The 16,755-nt window shown below is 45.1% G+C and carries 14 protein-coding genes and 1 pseudogene; 8 read left to right on the top strand and 7 right to left on the bottom strand.

Features of this window, described 5'->3' with window-relative positions:
• Positions 1–61: 61 nt before the first annotated feature.
• The 3 genes from EHO57_RS14790 to dusA form a co-directional block, all read right to left on the bottom strand.
• Positions 62–1,783 (bottom strand): 7TM-DISM domain-containing protein, encoded by a 1,722-nt coding sequence (locus EHO57_RS14790; RefSeq protein WP_135646077.1) that lies wholly within the window; start codon positions 1,781–1,783, stop codon positions 62–64.
• A 252-nt stretch (positions 1,784–2,035) separates the two neighbouring features.
• Entirely contained in the window at positions 2,036–2,977 is a 942-nt protein-coding gene (locus EHO57_RS14785; protein WP_135645957.1) for an MBL fold metallo-hydrolase, read from the bottom strand.
• 47 nt (positions 2,978–3,024) lie between these two features.
• Entirely contained in the window at positions 3,025–4,074 is a 1,050-nt protein-coding gene (gene dusA / locus EHO57_RS14780; protein ID WP_135645958.1) for a tRNA dihydrouridine(20/20a) synthase DusA, read from the bottom strand.
• A 183-nt stretch (positions 4,075–4,257) separates the two neighbouring features.
• Here dusA and EHO57_RS14775 point away from each other — a divergent pair, with 183 nt between their 5' ends.
• The 3 genes from EHO57_RS14775 to EHO57_RS14765 are packed head-to-tail and all read left to right on the top strand — an operon-like array spanning position 4,258 to position 9,010.
• Entirely contained in the window at positions 4,258–5,175 is a 918-nt protein-coding gene (locus EHO57_RS14775) for an LIC10647 family lipoprotein (protein WP_246050712.1), read from the top strand.
• Complete coding sequence (mnmC1, locus tag EHO57_RS14770; RefSeq protein WP_135645959.1) at positions 5,172–7,139, top strand: FAD-dependent 5-carboxymethylaminomethyl-2-thiouridine(34) oxidoreductase MnmC1; 1,968 nt, start codon at positions 5,172–5,174, stop codon at positions 7,137–7,139. Before EHO57_RS14775 ends, mnmC1 begins: the two co-directional genes overlap by 4 nt.
• Positions 7,140–7,141: 2 nt before the next feature.
• Positions 7,142–9,010 (top strand): RecQ family ATP-dependent DNA helicase, encoded by a 1,869-nt coding sequence (locus EHO57_RS14765; RefSeq protein ID WP_135645960.1) that lies wholly within the window; start codon positions 7,142–7,144, stop codon positions 9,008–9,010.
• 110 nt (positions 9,011–9,120) lie between these two features.
• Here EHO57_RS14765 and dinB read toward each other — a convergent pair whose 3' ends face one another.
• The 3 genes and pseudogenes from dinB to EHO57_RS19035 all read right to left on the bottom strand — a co-directional run.
• Positions 9,121–10,218, bottom strand: a complete 1,098-nt coding sequence (gene dinB, locus EHO57_RS14760) for a DNA polymerase IV (RefSeq protein ID WP_135645961.1) — start codon at positions 10,216–10,218, stop codon at positions 9,121–9,123.
• Between the two features lie 39 nt (positions 10,219–10,257).
• On the bottom strand, positions 10,258–10,731 hold the full coding sequence (locus EHO57_RS14755) for a ComF family protein (RefSeq protein ID WP_246050749.1): 474 nt from the start codon (positions 10,729–10,731) through the stop codon (positions 10,258–10,260).
• Positions 10,732–10,797: 66 nt separating this feature from the next.
• Positions 10,798–10,983: pseudogene (locus EHO57_RS19035) on the bottom strand (double zinc ribbon domain-containing protein); the annotation flags it as partial.
• 202 nt (positions 10,984–11,185) lie between these two features.
• Between EHO57_RS19035 and EHO57_RS14750 the strand changes: the two are divergent.
• Positions 11,186–12,493 carry an LA_0442/LA_0875 N-terminal domain-containing protein gene (locus EHO57_RS14750; RefSeq protein ID WP_135645963.1) on the top strand — a complete coding sequence of 436 codons (1,308 nt, stop codon included), beginning with the start codon at positions 11,186–11,188 and terminating at the stop codon, positions 12,491–12,493.
• 38 nt (positions 12,494–12,531) lie between these two features.
• Positions 12,532–12,846: a hypothetical protein gene (locus EHO57_RS14745; protein WP_135645964.1), complete on the top strand. Its 315-nt coding sequence runs from the start codon at positions 12,532–12,534 to the stop codon at positions 12,844–12,846.
• Between the two features lie 74 nt (positions 12,847–12,920).
• Here the strand turns inward: EHO57_RS14745 and EHO57_RS14740 are convergent, their stop codons facing one another.
• Positions 12,921–13,583 carry a TetR/AcrR family transcriptional regulator gene (locus tag EHO57_RS14740; protein ID WP_135645965.1) on the bottom strand — a complete coding sequence of 221 codons (663 nt, stop codon included), beginning with the start codon at positions 13,581–13,583 and terminating at the stop codon, positions 12,921–12,923.
• 151 nt (positions 13,584–13,734) lie between these two features.
• Here EHO57_RS14740 and EHO57_RS14735 point away from each other — a divergent pair, with 151 nt between their 5' ends.
• Genes EHO57_RS14735 through EHO57_RS14725 form a run of 3 tightly spaced genes read left to right on the top strand, consistent with a single transcriptional unit; the run spans position 13,735 to position 16,534 of the window.
• Positions 13,735–15,204 carry an aspartate aminotransferase family protein gene (locus EHO57_RS14735; protein WP_135645966.1) on the top strand — a complete coding sequence of 490 codons (1,470 nt, stop codon included), beginning with the start codon at positions 13,735–13,737 and terminating at the stop codon, positions 15,202–15,204.
• Between the two features lie 23 nt (positions 15,205–15,227).
• On the top strand, positions 15,228–15,884 hold the full coding sequence (locus tag EHO57_RS14730; RefSeq protein WP_135645967.1) for a class II aldolase/adducin family protein: 657 nt from the start codon (positions 15,228–15,230) through the stop codon (positions 15,882–15,884).
• Positions 15,881–16,534, top strand: a complete 654-nt coding sequence (locus EHO57_RS14725) for a class II aldolase/adducin family protein (protein WP_135645968.1) — start codon at positions 15,881–15,883, stop codon at positions 16,532–16,534. Before EHO57_RS14730 ends, EHO57_RS14725 begins: the two co-directional genes overlap by 4 nt.
• Positions 16,535–16,755 lie beyond the last annotated feature (221 nt).

The raw sequence follows: 16,755 nt of genomic DNA, 5'->3' as shown, positions 1-16,755 counted from the left end.
ATCTCGATTTTCTGCCCTGAGGCAAGTCTTTTTCCGAATTCCTTTGGGAGAAGGAGGAAATTTAGACAGGAATTGGGGGAACTCTGAGCTCGAACTCGAATTTTGAGGACTCGCTGAGCAGAAAGAACCGGGCTCCTAACTTCTCCGCACGGTTTTTTAGATCCGTTTCCAATTGATCCGGAAGATCTTCCTTAGGTTGGCTTGGCCCGGACATAAAGATACGAAGAAGAATGGAATCTCCCTCCTTGCCCCAGAAGATCTTGGACTCTCCACTTCTGGAAGAACCGATCCGGATCGCATCCTTAAAGATCCTCTGTATTTGCAGACACTGATCGATCCGCAAGAACTGAGAAACGGAATGGATCTCCGAATGGGTAAAATTCGGGTTCTTTTGGACGAATAGCTTCATTTCCAGTTCGACCAATTCTTCTTTTCCACCTTGGTGATGCATTAAGTCCAAGATGTCCCGGACCCCGGTAAGAGTCTGGTTGAGCTCTACTTTCAGTTTTCCTAAGGATTTATCGGATCCGTCCTTGGCTTCCAATTGGTTGATGAGGGAATGAAATCCTTTGTCCAAGGATTGATCGACTAACGTAGCGTATTTGGCCTTCTCTTCGGCGTTCAATCTCAATTGTTCGTTGTATTTGGATTGCAATTCCACAAATTCTTCGGCTTTTTCCAAGTCGCGAGTAAATCGCAAAGATATAATATAGGAATTGAATGCGATGAATCCTACGAGTGCGATCGGAAAACTATAAGGAATAAGGAAATAGAATTCCGTAACGCCGTAGATCACATCGTTCATCATGGAGACTGCGAGAATGATCCCCGAAAGAAAAACGGTCCTTGCTCTTGTTTCATTCGCCTTCCATGCGAAACCTAGAGCGACCATAAGCACTAGGCTATAAAAAGGAGGGACATGCATGAAGAAGGAATACACATAGATCAGATTTTCCTCATCCAGAACGAAAATGGAAAGCACGAATAGCAACATGGTGGACATGAGGATGGCCATCCATTTTTGACCAAACTGCTTCGGATACATGATCCTAAGAATGAGGTAAACCGAAGGAACAAGCATGGCTTCGCAGAAGTATTCGAATCGTATCCTAAGATCTAGAGAAAGTTCCGGAGTCAGAAAATATTGCATTCCGGAAGTAACGAATGTGTAAAAGGAAACCAGAAAACAAAAGAAGGCGAAGAACAAAGGCGCGGAGTCCTTTCGATAAGATGCAAAGAAGATCAGATGATAGAGCCCGACCGCAAAAATGATCGTGATGAGTGAGGTCTCATAAATATCCTCTAGCTTTACCTTTTTGCGAAGAGTGTCCAGATCACCTAACAAGAAGTCGTTGCGGATCCCGCCCTTTAAAAAGTTTCCCTTATAGTTGGAAACGTTCACAATTAGCTCTATTTCCGATCCGCTCGTCAAAGGATACACCTGGGTGCTAGGATGAGCAAAGAACTCAGTGCTATTTCGATCCGTGCCGTTCACACCGTTCGCAAAGATCAGCTTCTTATTCAAATAAACTGAATAGACCCCGGGAAGACGAGGGACCAGTACTCCTAAATGCCTTTGCTCGGGAGAAGTATGAATGAAGATCCTATAGGTTCCATGCCCTTGCATGGTAAACTGAGGAGAATATTCCCTCCAGATCCCAGGGACTGGAAAATACTGTCCTGTGGCAGGATATCCTTTTTCAGGAGAATAGAGATTTCCCCAATTGAATTCCCAATCTCCCTTTAAAGGAAGGATCCTTCCCCAATGATGAAGGGAACGCATGTCGAATTCGCCCTTGTATACTTTGGGCGCCTCCATGCTATCCTGCTTGCAAGATGTGAAAATCGCAAAAAGGCAGATTAGGATAAGAAGTAAATAACGCCTGTAAATTTGCACAAAAGGTTCGCTCGCAAAAGTATATTCAAAAAACTCTAAATAAGGAAAGCAAATGAAAAACTTCGCCTAAGGTTCACTAGACTACGTTTCGAAATTACAAAGGAACTTTAAACAGATTAAATACTTAAGGGATGAAGATCACTTGGCGGACTTTCTAGCTCTCTCTATCTTAAAGGCAATCCCTTGTGCATTGATCTGTGAATCGAATCCTATAAATCTCTCTTCTTTCTCTCCGAATGGAAGCTTACGCAGCCGGATCTGGTCCTCTAAATAAGAACGAACTCTAGTTTCACAAAATGCAAGAAGGGTTTCTCCTTCGAATCCGGTCTTGGCCGCAGAAGTCCAAATATTCCTCATGGCCTCAATCCCTTCTTTCATTTGAGAAGCGCCTGCCTGGATATCCTCCCAAACACCGAAATGGGTCAGGTACGCTTTATCCGCCCCGGTGTTCAATATCTTATCAATGGAGAGTAACGCTTCTTCCGGATCGAAATCGGTGGGTGTCGTGGAAGGAAACAAAAGAGAATCCTTTCCCTTTCTAAATAAAGTATATCCTATGCCGAAGGTATCTCCTGTAAAGATCCCGTTCGTAAGAGAATCATATATGCAAAAATGATGATTTGCGTGTCCCTTAGTGTGAATGAATTTGAGTGTTCTTTTTCCCCAGGAGATCTCCTCTCCGTCACTCATATTCCGGATCCTCTCGCTTGGGACAGGTTTTATATCTCCGTACAGTTTATGGAAATTCTCTTCTCCATATACTTGGATGGAGCTCTTAATCAATCTACTCGGATCGATGAGATGTGGAGAAGCCTTCGGATGAGAAAGTACAGTCGCATTCGGGCAATGGGAAAGCAATTCCCCGGTTCCTCCTGCGTGATCCAAATGAACATGAGTGATGATGATATAATCAACAGAGTCCGGACCTAAGCCTTCTTCCTTCAACGCCTCTAATAAGAGAGGGACTGCAAAATTCGTATTATTCTCTACGAAACTAGCACGGTTCCCATCTATCAACAGATAGGCACAGGCCACTCCAGGCTCTACATATCCGCAGTCAATGGTCCGAATTTTTTCCAAGGGGATCTCCGAGAGAAAGGTTCGTTAGTTAGACGAGGAAGCTAGCCTCAAACCACAGATTCTAGTGTGATAACGGAAGCGGGCTCCTCTGTTTCCAGTTTTTGATCCAAGTATTCGGCGGAAATGGACTGCAATGCCTCTAATAAAAGAGTAGGTCCAGGATTAGAGTGCATCTTTTCCGTTAGAATCCTACGATAGGAGCGAGCTCCACGGATCTCATGAAAGGCACCTAACAAATGTTTGAGGATACGGCTTGGCTTCTCCCCCTGTTCCGTCTTTTTGGATAGATACTCCTGCATGGAGAGAAAGATCTCTCTTCTAGTGATGTCTCTTGCAGAGGATCCAAAAAATAAACGATCCACATTAGTGAACAAGAAAGGATTCTCATAGGCTGCTCTTCCGATCATGACCCCATCCACTCTTGTTAGGTGAGAAGCAATGTCCTCTAGGGTCTTCACTCCCCCATTCAGCTCGATCACTAGGTCCGGATATCTCCTCTTGATCTCGTACACATCCTCATAGCGCAGAGGAGGAACGCTTCTATTCTGAGCGGGGCTAAGGCCCTCTAATATTGCAATTCTTGCATGTATCGTGATCCTCTTCGCTCCGGCCTGGCTTACTTTTCTTACGAATTCGGAGAGGTCCTCTAGGCTTTCCTTTCCGCGAACTCCTATCCTAGATTTTACTGTGATCGGCAAAGAGGTTTTGGAATCCATTTCGGAGATGCAATCCGCGACTCGGTCCGGATCCTTCATCAAGCAGGCTCCGAAATTCCCTTCTTGCACCTTGTCGCTTGGACAGCCTACGTTCAGATTGATCTCAGAGTATCCGTAACCTTCTCCTATACTCGCGCATTCTGCCAAGGCTTTCGGATTGTCTCCGCCTAACTGTAGAGAAAGCGGAGCTTCTTCCGGAGAAAATAAAAGATGTCTGTCCTGATCTCCTCTTAAAATGGCTCCGGTAGTTACCATTTCGGTGTACAATAAGGAATGCCTGGTGATCAGCCTGAGAAAGTAACGAAAATGCCGGTCCGTCCAATCCATCATGGGAGCTACGGAAACCGGATATACGATAGGCTTTTCTTTTTGAAAGGACATGAAAGACCGAATAGTACGATCCTCGGTTTTAGGTCCAAGCAGTCAAGTCCCAAGAAATCGACTTGGTTTGATTTACAAAGATTTCATCCTGGTCCTGCGATGGGTCTTAAGAGACGAAATCCGTCTATCTTGTTTTCGTTTTGGATTTTTGTATCCGTATTCTTTTCATTTTCCTGCAAGAGCTTGAGCCAGGTATTCGAGACGATCGTAATCAATGCCGGAGCGGAGTATACCGCTTTGAATTTCTTCACTCATCCTGCAACGGTAGAAGGTGCCCCGGTCCGTAAATTTACGGATAGAGCTTCGGATCCGGAGAGCAATATCGTGAGCCGGGATTCCAACGTTACGAGAGCTTACTATTCCATCGGTTCGGTCCCAAACAGGATCCCAGGCACCAAGGATCTAAAAGGTTTCTTTTCTTTTTTGAGCGGTCTCGCCTGGTCCTTTAACCTGACTTCTCCCCGTACTTATAGAGGCAATCTGATCAACTATCCTGACGATGGAAGGCATTACAAAACTCCCGAAGAATATTTGATGAACCAGTTATTTCCCCTTCCTTCTCAAGTAGGAAGGAATATGGAATATGTTTATGAAGATTATCAGATCTATTTTACCCTATATCTCGGGTATTATGAAGGGCAGAATGTCCACTTCGGCGTAGGCCCGGTGTACGGCCTCGCCTTCTATCGAATGGATATACTACAGAACGACACTAGAGTGTCTAGCGTGAAGAACGAGGTCCAAGACCTAAAGGGCTTAAGAGTATTATTCGAATATAATATAGGCCAGTATTTTCCGGATACGATCCTGTACAACGCTTACTTCTTTGCGGAGATCACTAGTTTGGGAAGTATGGATGGAAGAGGAATGCAGATCAGGAACCAAGTGACTACGGCGAATAATCTGCCTGCGCCTTCTCTCTACATGACCATGACCACCTACAGATTCGGGGTCCGAAAAGAATTACAACTTTCTAAAGAAGTTCACGAGAAACACGAGGGCCCCGCTTATCCTCCTCTCAAGAATTTACCTTCCGCAGGATTGCCCAAAAAAGAAGGAGAAGCGCAAACCACTTCTTCGGAAACGGAAGATCCAGGATGATAGACTGGAAAGAAAACGGGACGCCGGTCTCTTCTCAATTTGACGATATCTATTTCTCACCTGAGAACGGCCTAGAAGAAACCAGGCATGTATTCTTGAACGGAAATCGATTGGAAGAAAGATGGACTTCTATTCCCCAAAATCATTCCCATTTCTCCATTCTCGAATTAGGTTTTGGGACAGGACTGAATTTCTTGGCCACCTGGCAGCTATGGAAAAGATTGAGAGAAGGATCCGATCTTTCCGTTCTTCGATTCGTTTCCTACGAACTATATCCATTAGAGATCCATGAAATCCAAAGAGCCATCCAAGTATTTCCGGAGCTCTCCGAAACATTGGATCTTTTTTTAGAAAAATATAAACTACTCGTCCCAGGATGCAATTCCTTCGTATTCGAGAAAGAGAGATTGGTACTCGATCTTTGGATCGGGGATGCAAGAGAATTATTGCCAGAGACCTCCGGTAAATTCGACGCATTCTTTTTGGACGGCTTTGCCCCTTCTAAAAACCCGGAACTCTGGGAAGAGAATATAGGCATTCAGATCGGAAGACTTGCGAATCGAAATTCGACTCTTGCTACATTCACTGTTGCAAGAGCTGCCAAAGAAAGCCTGACCAAGGCAGGATTCACTCTAAACAAAGAAAAAGGTTTCGGAAGAAAAAGAGAGATGCTAACGGGAAGTTTCGGATCAGAACTCTTCCCGGAAAAAAATCCCCTTCCTTTTCTCCAACGAAACTTCGCCACAGATAAACCGAAACGAGTCTTGATCGTAGGTGGAGGATTAGCGGGAGCCGCAGCAGCAAGAGCGCTCGCATGGAGAAATATACAAGTAGAGGTCTGGGACGAGGAAAGCGAATTAAAAGCTTCCTCTATTCCGAATGCAGTCTCTCATCCTCATTTGACCAAATATCCGACACCTACTAGTCTTTGGACTCTCCGAACTCTCGGCCATTCCCTCCGTCGGTATCCGGATCTACTGGATAAAGATTCTTATTCCATCTCGGGCACCATCCAACTTGCAGGGGAGGATCTTCCTTGGGATCGATTGGAGTCCGGGATCAAAAACCATTCTATCTCTCAAGAGATCGCGCGGGAACTTGCAGTCGGATCGGAAGAAATTGAGAAGAATTTCCCGAAGAACTCCCAATGCGTATTTTATCCTTCCGGATTCTGGACAAACACACCGGACCTAGTAGAAAGTATATTCCAACATCCTAATATACTTCTAAAAAAAGGAAAGGTCTCCCGGATATCGAAGGAGAGCGGAGCTTGGGTCCTACTCGATCCGCTCGACCAGCCATTGGCCAAAGGAGATGCATTGGTGCTCGCAAATTCCTTTGGAATTGAATCCCTATTGTCTACTCTTTGGAAAACGATCCCTTTTTCACTGACCAAAGTAAGAGGACAATTAGAAGTATTAGAAGATCCGAATATAACTCCAGAAGATCCTCCGGTCCGAGTCGCGGAAAAATATCTCACTCCGAATGTAAAAGGCAAAAGAGTCTTAGGCTCCACCTTTGACGAATTCTATTTGGATCCGCACCCAAGAGAGAAGGATAGAGAGGAACTTTTGGAATACGCAAAGAAAACATTCTTAGGGATCGATTGGGCTAAGATCCGGGTGGAGAAGGAATTCGTAGGCCTGCGTTCCCAGACCAAGGATAGATTTCCGATCTTAGGTCCAATCCATGAGCCGAAAAGCTTCGAGAAAGCATATTCCGGTATTGGACTTCCCAAAAACCAAAAGAAAGAATTCCCATTTTTAGAGCCCGAAAAGAACCTGTACGTGTTCGGTGGCTTGGGTTCTAGGGGAGTTTTGACTTCCCTATTGGGGGGTGAAATTTTGGCGGCAATTCTTTTAGGCGAACCGTTACCGATCGAAAATAGCTTGTACTCTTCCCTATCTCCCGCCAGATTTCTGTATCGTAAGATCCGAAATTTGGAACCAAAAGGAGAGATCTAAGTTTGCCCTCCGAAGTAAGAAACGGCTTCTCTTCCAAAGAAGAAGATTGGAAAAAATTATTACTCGAACATTTCGGCTTTTCTAGTTTTCGAAAAGGCCAATGGGAAGCGATCCAATCCATCGCATTCGGCAAGGATGTGTTAGCGATCCTTCCTACTGGCGGAGGAAAATCGCTCATCTACCAACTTCCTTCCTTCTGGAGAGAAGATAAACTCACACTGGTGATCTCTCCCTTGATCGCTCTTATGAAGGACCAGGTGGACGGATTGAAGGCGAGAGGGATCCAAGCTGCTTATTGCAATTCCAGCCAAGACGAATTGGAACAGGTCCGTATCCTTTCCGCAGCTGCTACCGGTAAAATTAGAATATTATATATTTCTCCTGAAAGAGCAATGTCTCGTTCCTTCCTTAATCTGTTGCCAAAGCTCCCTATAGCCTTGGTGGCGGTGGATGAGGCGCATTGTGTTTCCCAATGGGGACATGACTTCCGTCCGGAGTACCGAAAGCTGCATAGCCTTCGTTCTTCTCTTCCTGAAGGAACTCCTTGGGTCGCGTTGACCGCAACCGCAACAGACAGAGTAAAGAAAGATATCTCGGACAGTCTTGGCCTAAAGGAACCTGCTCATGTGCAAGGTACCTATGCCAGAGAAAACCTGAAATTCTCCGTTTTGTATCCTGAGTCGGAGAGAGACAAAGAAGCCACTCTCCTAAGTATATTAGAAAAGGGTAATTTTCAAAAATCTACCTCCGGCAAGGCCATCATCTACTGCGCCACCAGAGCCAAAGTAGACGAACTCTATGACCTTCTAAGAAAATCCGGTTACAAGGTAGGAAAATACCACGCAGGCAGGACGGACTCCAGTCGAGAAAAGGCGCAGGACGGATATAGTACAGGCAAAACGAACGTACTTGTGGCGACTAACGCGTTTGGAATGGGATTGGATAGCCCCAACGTGAGGTTGGTGTTACACTACCAAGTTCCTTCTTCCTTAGAGAGCTATTACCAGGAGGCAGGACGCGCAGGACGGGATGGAAAACCCTCGGATTGCATCTTATTCTTTTATCCCGCGGATCTAAGCGTGCAAAGTTTTCTTCTCTCCAAGGAAGCCAATTACAAAGGAGGAGAAACACTTCTCTCCCATGTGAAATCCTACGTAAGCTCTTCCGATTGCAGGCAGAGAATACTCTGCAACTATTTCGGAGAAGAGATCCATTCCTGCGGTTCCTGCGATGTGTGCGTGGATTCCAAGACTTCTTCCGTAGGTAGACTCGCCTATATGGAACGAGAAAGGATCAAATCCGAAAAGAAGAAGGAAAGAGAATCCTATACGTTCACATCGGACGAACAAAGATCTGTAGAAGGATTGATCTCGGAATATCCCGCGAAATTCGGAAAGAAGATCTTAGCGGGCGCATTGAGAGGCTCCAAGTCCAAGGATGTATTGAGAAGAAGGCTAGATAGATCCAAATTCTATTCTTCTCTCCAACATGTTCCTGAAGAATCCATTCTCAAACTCTTAGAAGATTGGCTGCAAACCAAAAGGCTCTCCATTAAGGGAGACAAATATCCCAAGATCTATCTGACCTCTCTCGGAAAACCAAAACCCAGAACGGAAGAAGGAGAACCGGTCCGCAAAAAAGTTTCGTTAACGGGAGACAAACTTCTTCTGAACGAATTGAAAAACTTCAGAGATAGGATTGCCAGAAGAAAGAAATGGAAGAAGTTCATGGTATTACAAAATCCTGTTTTAGTTCGGATCGCTGCTCAAAAACCCGAGACTTTAGAGGATTTGATCCTAATCAAAGGAATGGGAGAATCCAAAGTGCAACAGTATGGAAAAGAGATCTTAGAGATCCTAGAAAGATTCTGAAGCCCACCAAATATCCGAAGCATCTCGATAATCGACAAAACCGGATCGTAAAATAGATACCGATCGATCTCTAAACAAATCCTAATAGTAAAACATGTTAGCTCGATCTTTCAAAAAAGAGAAGGGAACAGATCCTCTTCTTCCGATTTGGAGATCGTTTTAGAACTCGATTCCGGATGAGAAAGGCTTAAGCCTAGCAATCGGATCGGAAATACGGATTTGCCGGTGTCCAAAAGAAATTCGTCCAGCAACTTACTTCCGATCCGATACAACTCGTTCTTGTCTAGATATGTATAGTCCGCACTGATACTTCTGGTCTTCTGGGTGAAATCCGAGAATTTCACCTTGAGAGTGATGGTCCTACCCGCGAAAGGTTTTTTTAGGAGACGGCCTTCCAATTCCTCAGCGATGTCTGCTAACTCTCTTAATAGTTCCGAACTGGTTACGAGATCGTTAGCAAACGTAGACTCCGCTCCCAAGGATTTCCTTTCCCGTGATGGTTCCACAGGTCGATCGTCCAGTCCCCTGCAAACATGATAGAACCATCTGCCTGATTTTCCAAAATTCCTCTCCAACATTTCCAGGCTTTTGGATTTAAGATCCTTTCCGCTATGGATACCAAGTTCATTCATTTTTTTTAATGTAACTTTTCCTATCCCAGGAAAGACTCCCACATCCAAATTCTCGATGAACTCATCCACCTGCTCCGGACGAACAATAGTCATTCCGTTCGGTTTATTTTGATCCGTTGCTACCTTGGCCAAGAACTTATTGATGGAAACGCCCGCCGAGGCAGTCAATTGTGTCTCTTCCCAGATCCTTTCCCGGATCTCCTTGGCGACCACACTCGCGTATTGGATATTCTTTTTGTTCTGGGTTACATCCAAGAATGCTTCGTCCAAAGAAAGCATTTCCACTAAATCTGTGTATTCCAGAAAGATGGTACGGATCTTAGAAGAGACCTTACTATATGCTTCGAATCTAGGACTAACAAAGATGCCGGAAGGACAAAGCCGGGCCGCACGGGAACAAGGCATTGCAGAACGAACACCGAATTTGCGAGCCTCATAGCTGGCAGCACATACGACTCCTCTGGAATCGGGAGGACCTCCAACGATGACCGGCTTTCCCCTATAATCCGGATTGTCCCTTTGCTCGACGGAAGCATAGAACGCATCCATGTCTACATGTAGAATTTTCCGAAGCATCCAAGAACTATACTAAACAAATATATAGACGAGTCAAGCTCAATCCACTGTCCGCAAATAGGTCAGAACATACACCGACCTGGCTCCATTCTGCTTTAAGATCCGACTCGCCTCGTTCACACTGGCCCCCGTCGTAAACACATCGTCTAGCAGAAGGATCCTCTCAGGACAACGATCCTTCCAAGCGGGGTGGATTGCCCATGATCGATACGCATGAAAGAATCTCTCTGAAAAACTCTTACCCGCCTGTTTCTCGGGGCTGGACTTAAGAAGAGGTTGTATAAAAGGAATTTCTAATATATCCTCGGCCTCCTTGCAGAGCCTGGAACTGGCAAGAAACGGTCTTTCTTTTCCGGAACTCCAACTTATCTTCTTATGAGAAGGAAGGATCACACAGGCGTCGAATTCCAAGGATCTTAGTTTTCTCAAGATCTTGCGAGAACCCGAAGCAAGAAAGATGGAAAGAGGAAAATCCTTTCTGGACTTCAACCGATTCAAGACTTCGCTTAACATATCGTTTCTATGCCGAATACTCAACGCTCGATCAAAGAAAACATTCCGAGAATCGCAAAAAGAACAGCACGATCCTTCTTTTAAAGGAGAAGAGCATACATCGCATCTAGATAAGGGGCGAATGCTCCTCGTTTTTCGAATGCATTCTCCGCACAGACCTAATCTCAGGGAGAAGAAATCTTCTCTACCGCAGATCCCGCAAAGCATCGGGAAGAATATATTGAGCAAACGCTCTAAGACTTTTAACTTCATACCGAAACCGGTATAAATTATGAGGACTGCTCGCGTTTTTTACTTAGATCTTTCAAAGCAGATCCTTTGCCGAAAGCTTATGAACCACCGTTCGTCGAATCGAATTTAGCTTTAAACAAAAGGAAGTCTATTAGAACAAATTTTATTATTATTTCTTAAATAAATTATTGAGATATTTTGGGCACATGATGCGATTTGCGCAATGCCTTCTTCCGTTTTGAAACGAACGACTATCGTATTGCTCCTCCTTCTCCCCTTTTTAGGACTCATGGCGGAGTTACAAACTGTTTACTTGCGCAATGGCCAGATCCTAAGGGGAGAGGTCATCCAGCAGACTGCAATCACCATGCAGATCCGAATGGAAGATGGAAAGATCCTTAAATTAAATAAATCTGAAATACAAAGAATTAGCTTTAAGGAACCTACCGCCAGGGAAAAGAAAGAAGCAGAGGAAAAGGCAAAGCAAATCGTCGAACCGAATCCTGAACCCACACCGGAAATAGCTCCTGTACTACCTACCACTACGGCAGCCATAACCACCCCCACGGAAAGCCCATATTATATCGATCAAGCGAAGAGGCACGATCTGGAGCTCTACTTCGCGGCAGGACTCGGAAGATACCTGCCCAGTGCCGCCGATTTGCCGAGTCAGGTTCAAGGCGTTATAGGAGTTCTTGCAGGAGGAGGTCCCACCAATGTTGCTGCTCCTACAGTGCATGCTTTACCGTCTGAAGTGTATGGAGCTAATTATACTTGGAAAAGATTCTCCGCCGGACTAAGCGGAATGAAAGTGCAGAGCAGCGGATTTCATAGGACCACAAATTACGGAAGTGATACGGTGGAAATTACAGGAACCTATCCGGATAAACAAAGCTCTTTAAAAGGAGATCTATCTTTCTTGGCTTTCACGAATCTTAGATTCGATCTGAGACCGACGATAGGATACCAATACTTCTGGTCCAAATCGGAAGATCCGAATTCTTCTGTAACCGGGACCGGACCGAGTGGCCTCGATTTCGTCGCGAACTATAACCAAACATTCTCAGAAAATTTAAAAGGACTTTCGGTCGGACTCAAAGCAACGGTTCGCATGGGAGAGAGATGGGAGAACAGATTCGAGTTCAACGATCTGAACTTAAGCGGGAATCAAAACGGAAGCGTGGTCGTAACCATGGCGAATCTGACGAATGCAAGCGGGAATGCCTTAGAACTCCTATCTCAACCGGTCGCATTAAAAGCAAAAGGATTCCAATTTTCGTATCGATTGGTGTTCCAATATACTCCTACAATTTCCTTTTGGACCGGATTTCAGACGTACGAATGGAAGTATAGTATAAACAATTATTCTCAAGATGCGTATAGCTCACTCGGGAATGGGTCTTCTCCGCCGGACCAAGTAATCCTTCAGAATTTCCTAATAGAGAAGGCTGCCCAGAGTATTACCTCACGTAGCAAGACTTCCGTTTTGGAATTCGGGATCATGAAGCGCTTAGAATTCTCCACGAAATAGTTCTTGCCTCTCGGCCTTACGAAAATCATCTTCCGAGTATGAAGGATCTCGGGAGAATACTCGTACTCATCTTACTGCTCTCTCCCGTTACGCTCTCGCCGGGAGAACTAAAATATATCCATCTAAAGAGCGGAAAAATAGTCATCGGCATCATTGTAGAAGAAACGGAGACCTATATCCAGGTCAGAATGGAGAACGGGCTCTTCGGCAAATTAGAGAAACGTTTTATCGAAAAGATAGGAACGGAAAAACCTAAAAAGAAAAGCGAGCCAGAACCATCCGGATCCAGGATCAAGAGAGAGCCCGATTTTCTGGACGAAATCCTTTCTAATCCGAGAAGGATCAGAAATTGATCTGAGATGTATTTCTAAGATATTTCCCTTATCCTTGGAATCGGAATATTCGATTCTAAATATATTCTTTTAAACTATCCCCTCTCCAAAGCCCGACGAATGAACGATAAGATCCCTCTTACGATCTTCTCGTCGTCATCCATATCCTTACCCAGATAGATACTCATTCTTTCTTTATAATATTCAGTGGCATACGAGAATTGAAGGATCATAAACAGATTGTCGATACAGAAGGCAAAGATCTTCTCGTCTACTTCCTTCCCCACAACTCCTGATTTCTTGGCCTCCGCAATCAAAGAAGTATATACTTTTGCGGAAATACTTTCCAACTCCGAAGAAAGTCCTCGGATCAGATCCGAATTCCCCTCCGCAGTGATCTCGTTGTATAAGCGGACTATATCCTGATTCTCTCTGGAATGTTTTTGGATGATCCTAAGAATGCTTTCGATCTTTCCGAACAGATCGTTGTCGTCGTTCAAGACTTCTTCTAAGGTTTTTTCCAATTGATGGATCCCATATCCTACTGCAGTGAGAAAGAAATCCTCTTTGGTATCGAAGTATTTGTAGAGAGAACCTACGCTGATCCCAGCCTTCTTCGCGATGATATTGGTGTTTGCATTATTGAACCCGCGATTTGCGAATTCCGCAATTGCCACGGACAAGATCCGAGTCCTTTTTTCCTCGGGGATCTTATCAAAAGTTTCCCTATTGTATTTAGAAGGAGTAAATTCTGTCACAGTTCTTGCCTATATACCGTCATTGCAGGGGCAATCTCCCCGGAAACGACGGAAAATTTCCGCCCTTTCTTCTTTTGGAGATTTTCTAGTTGACAGTGAGTGAGTATTCACTCACTGTCAATCTAAATTCCCGACCCTAAGGAAAAAGCGCATGTCAACCGGCTTCTCCATGACCAAATACCCAGATGTTCAAGATGTTTATAGACAACTCCATGATCTGATCCATCAGCCAATACGCTCCATTAAGCCTCTCGAAATGGAGAAATATCTGAAGGAGTATTATGAGAAGAAGTGCACGAAATCCAAGGTGATGATCGCCGAGGCTTCCGAGTACATTCCAGGCGGAGTACAGCATAACCTAGCGTTCAATTATCCCTTCCCTTTGGTCTTCACCAAGGCTGCAGGTGCCTATCTTCACGATCTAGACGGGAACAAATACATAGATTTCCTACAAGCGGGAGGCCCCACCGTTTTAGGAAGTAATCCTTTGAGCGTGCGTAAAAAGGTGATCGAACTTTTGGAAAGCACCGGCCCCGTTACTGGCCTCTTTCATGAATATGAGCTCAAACTTGCGGAGAAGATTGTTGAGCATATGCCTTCCGTGCAAATGTTTCGGATGTTAGGATCCGGAACGGAAGCGTGTATGGCTTCTATTCGCGTGGCAAGGCTTGCTACTAAAAAGAAAAACGTAGTGAAAATGGGCGGAGCATATCACGGTTGGAGCGACCAACTCGCTTACGGACTTAGACTTCCCGGCACAAGACATTTCGAGTCTCATGGGATCCCGAAACATGTTTTCAAATACACCCAAGAGTTCTACCCGAACGATCTAAACGCTCTCGAAAAAACCTTAAAGAGAAATCGTTGGAGAGGTGGCACGGCCGCAGTCATTATCGAGCCTATAGGTCCGGAAAGTGGGACTCGTCCTCTTGATTTCGACTTCAATAAAGGAGTCAGAGAACTTTGCGATAAATATGGAGCATTACTGATTTTTGATGAAGTAGTTACCGCATTCCGCATAGGTCTGAGTGGAGCCCAAGGGTATTATGGAGTCACCCCTGACTTGACCGTTTTCGGAAAAGTTGTAGCTGGAGGCTACCCTTCCGCCGGAGGACTTGGAGGGAAGAAGGAATACATGAAGTATCTCTCCGCAGGCCTGCAAACCGGTGTGAAGAAGGCACTAATAGGCGGGACCATGGCTGCCAACCCTCTCAGCTCCGCAGCAGGGTATTATACTCTTCTCGAGATCGAGAAGCAAAAGGCCTGCGAAAAAGCGGGAAGAGCGGGAGATCGGATCACCGCCGGTTTACAAAAACTGATAAAGAAGTATAATCTACCGTTCGTAGCCTTCAACCAAGGATCCATTTGTCACTTGGAAACAGTCGGGACCATGCTCTTAGAGATCGATATTAAGAAATTCTGGAAGATCAAGTCCACGATCAAAGAAGCTCATCTTCGCAAGAAAGCAATGGAAGAAATGGGAGCAGCCTATATGGCAGAAGGGATCGTTACTCTCGCAGGAAGCCGTTTGTATACTAGCGCGGCGGACACAGATGCAGTCATAGATGACGCATTGAAGAGATTCGAAAGAGTCTTCCAAAAAGTAGAAGGCGTAGTGTAAACCCGAAGATCGGAGAAGAGAACATGGAACTGGATAAAGCAAAGAAGATCGTAAGAGATACCGGGATCCGACTATTAAGATCGGGACTGATCGCGCGTACTTGGGGAAATATCAGCCAGAGAATAGATGAGGATACCTTCGCGATCACTCCGACCGGACGAACGTATGACGATCTGACTCCAGAAGAGATCGTGCAGGTTAATCGTCACGACCTGACCCATATAGGAAAGATCAAACCTTCCTATGAAAAAGGATTACATGCGGCCGCTTATGCTCTTCGTTCTAATATAGGTGCAGTCATCCATACTCATCAATTGCAAGCCGCCGTAGTAGCTGCAGCGAGAAAGGATGTGCCTGTCTTAAATTCCCAGATGAAGAAGATCATCGGAGGCCCCGTTCTCTGTACGGACTATTCCCTGCCAGGAACCAAGAAGCTCATTCGCATGGCGATCGAAGCCCTTGACAAATCGGGAAGTAAGGCAGTGCTTCTTGCAAACCACGGAACCCTGTGCGTAGGCAAGGACATGGAAGATGCGTTTCAAGTTGCACTGGAATTAGAAAGAGCCTGCCAAGCATTCATTGAGAAGGAATTCATCCGTATTTCCGGTTCCAAAAAAGGAGATCGGGAATCGATCCGGGCTTGGTATCTTAAAAATTATTCTTTGGAGAAAAGCGCATGAAGTCTCCAGACAGCCCTCTTGAACTCCAAAAGTTCCTTCCCCAATTAGTAAAGGAAGGGATATTAACGAAGAACGGATGTGCAAGTGTCAAGATCGGTAAAAGCATTTGGATCACTCCGAAGAAGGCCGACCTAAACGCGATCGGAAAGAAATCCAAAAACTCTCTATTAGAAATTCCTTTAATAGAAAACCAGGTCTTTCCAAAAGATGTCCCTGACGAAGCCGTAAAGCATCTATCCTTGTATTTAGCCAGACCGGAATTCAGCGTTATCTTTCATTCTACCCAAGAGAATGTACAAACATGCTCTATGGCGGGTGAAACTGTTCGTCCTTACTTAGATGATATGGCTCAAATCGTAGGACCGAACGCAAAAGTCGTCTCTAATTCCAATGATCCCAAGTCTCTCAAGAAAATGATCTCTGCGATCAGCAGAAGGAATGCCGTCTACGTAAAAGACGCAGGCGCACTTTGCGCTCATAAGAGCTTGGATGATGCTCATGCCGTTTGCATGGTATTGGAAAAAGCAAGCAAGGCCTTTGTAGAATCCAGGATCCTTGGCGGCGGAAAACCTGTTCCTTGGTTGGAAGCAGAGGCGATCCGTTTTGTTTATCAGAGAAAGTATTCCAAACAAGCGGAGAAGAACCGCTAGCCGAGGGGAGGCCCCACCCTCATTGGGTGGGGGCCGGAGCGAAGCGGTGGTACCCCCGGGCGCTTTCAACAAAATCCTCCATATCTCAAATTCCACTTCCCTGCAAGAAAAAATTTCCTCGAACTTTCTTGTGGGAACTTCGGCAAAGAATCGATCCCACGTATGAAAGATATCCCTATACTGATCATCCCTTCCTATGCTGAATCTAAGTCTAAAATAAG

This window comes from Leptospira langatensis, assembly GCF_004770615.1.
Lineage (GTDB): Bacteria > Spirochaetota > Leptospiria > Leptospirales > Leptospiraceae > Leptospira_B > Leptospira_B langatensis.
The sequence above is the reverse complement of the archived record's forward strand: the minus strand, read 5'-3'. Positions and strand labels throughout refer to the sequence as shown.

What these genes read in the sequence shown, in the direction of transcription:
- EHO57_RS14790 (WP_135646077.1), bottom strand. Translation starts at nt 1,783, where the DNA reads ATGCGTTCCCTTCATCATTGGGGAAGGATCCTTCCTTTAAAGGGAGAT.
- dusA (WP_135645958.1), bottom strand. Translation starts at nt 4,074, where the DNA reads ATGTCCTTTCAAAAAGAAAAGCCTATCGTATATCCGGTTTCCGTAGCT.
- mnmC1 (WP_135645959.1), top strand. Translation starts at nt 5,172, where the DNA reads ATGATAGACTGGAAAGAAAACGGGACGCCGGTCTCTTCTCAATTTGAC.
- dinB (WP_135645961.1), bottom strand. Translation starts at nt 10,218, where the DNA reads ATGCTTCGGAAAATTCTACATGTAGACATGGATGCGTTCTATGCTTCC.
- EHO57_RS14755 (WP_246050749.1), bottom strand. Translation starts at nt 10,731, where the DNA reads ATGTTAAGCGAAGTCTTGAATCGGTTGAAGTCCAGAAAGGATTTTCCT.
- EHO57_RS14750 (WP_135645963.1), top strand. Translation starts at nt 11,186, where the DNA reads ATGCCTTCTTCCGTTTTGAAACGAACGACTATCGTATTGCTCCTCCTT.
- EHO57_RS14745 (WP_135645964.1), top strand. Translation starts at nt 12,532, where the DNA reads ATGAAGGATCTCGGGAGAATACTCGTACTCATCTTACTGCTCTCTCCC.
- EHO57_RS14735 (WP_135645966.1), top strand. Translation starts at nt 13,735, where the DNA reads ATGTCAACCGGCTTCTCCATGACCAAATACCCAGATGTTCAAGATGTT.
- EHO57_RS14730 (WP_135645967.1), top strand. Translation starts at nt 15,228, where the DNA reads ATGGAACTGGATAAAGCAAAGAAGATCGTAAGAGATACCGGGATCCGA.
- EHO57_RS14725 (WP_135645968.1), top strand. Translation starts at nt 15,881, where the DNA reads ATGAAGTCTCCAGACAGCCCTCTTGAACTCCAAAAGTTCCTTCCCCAA.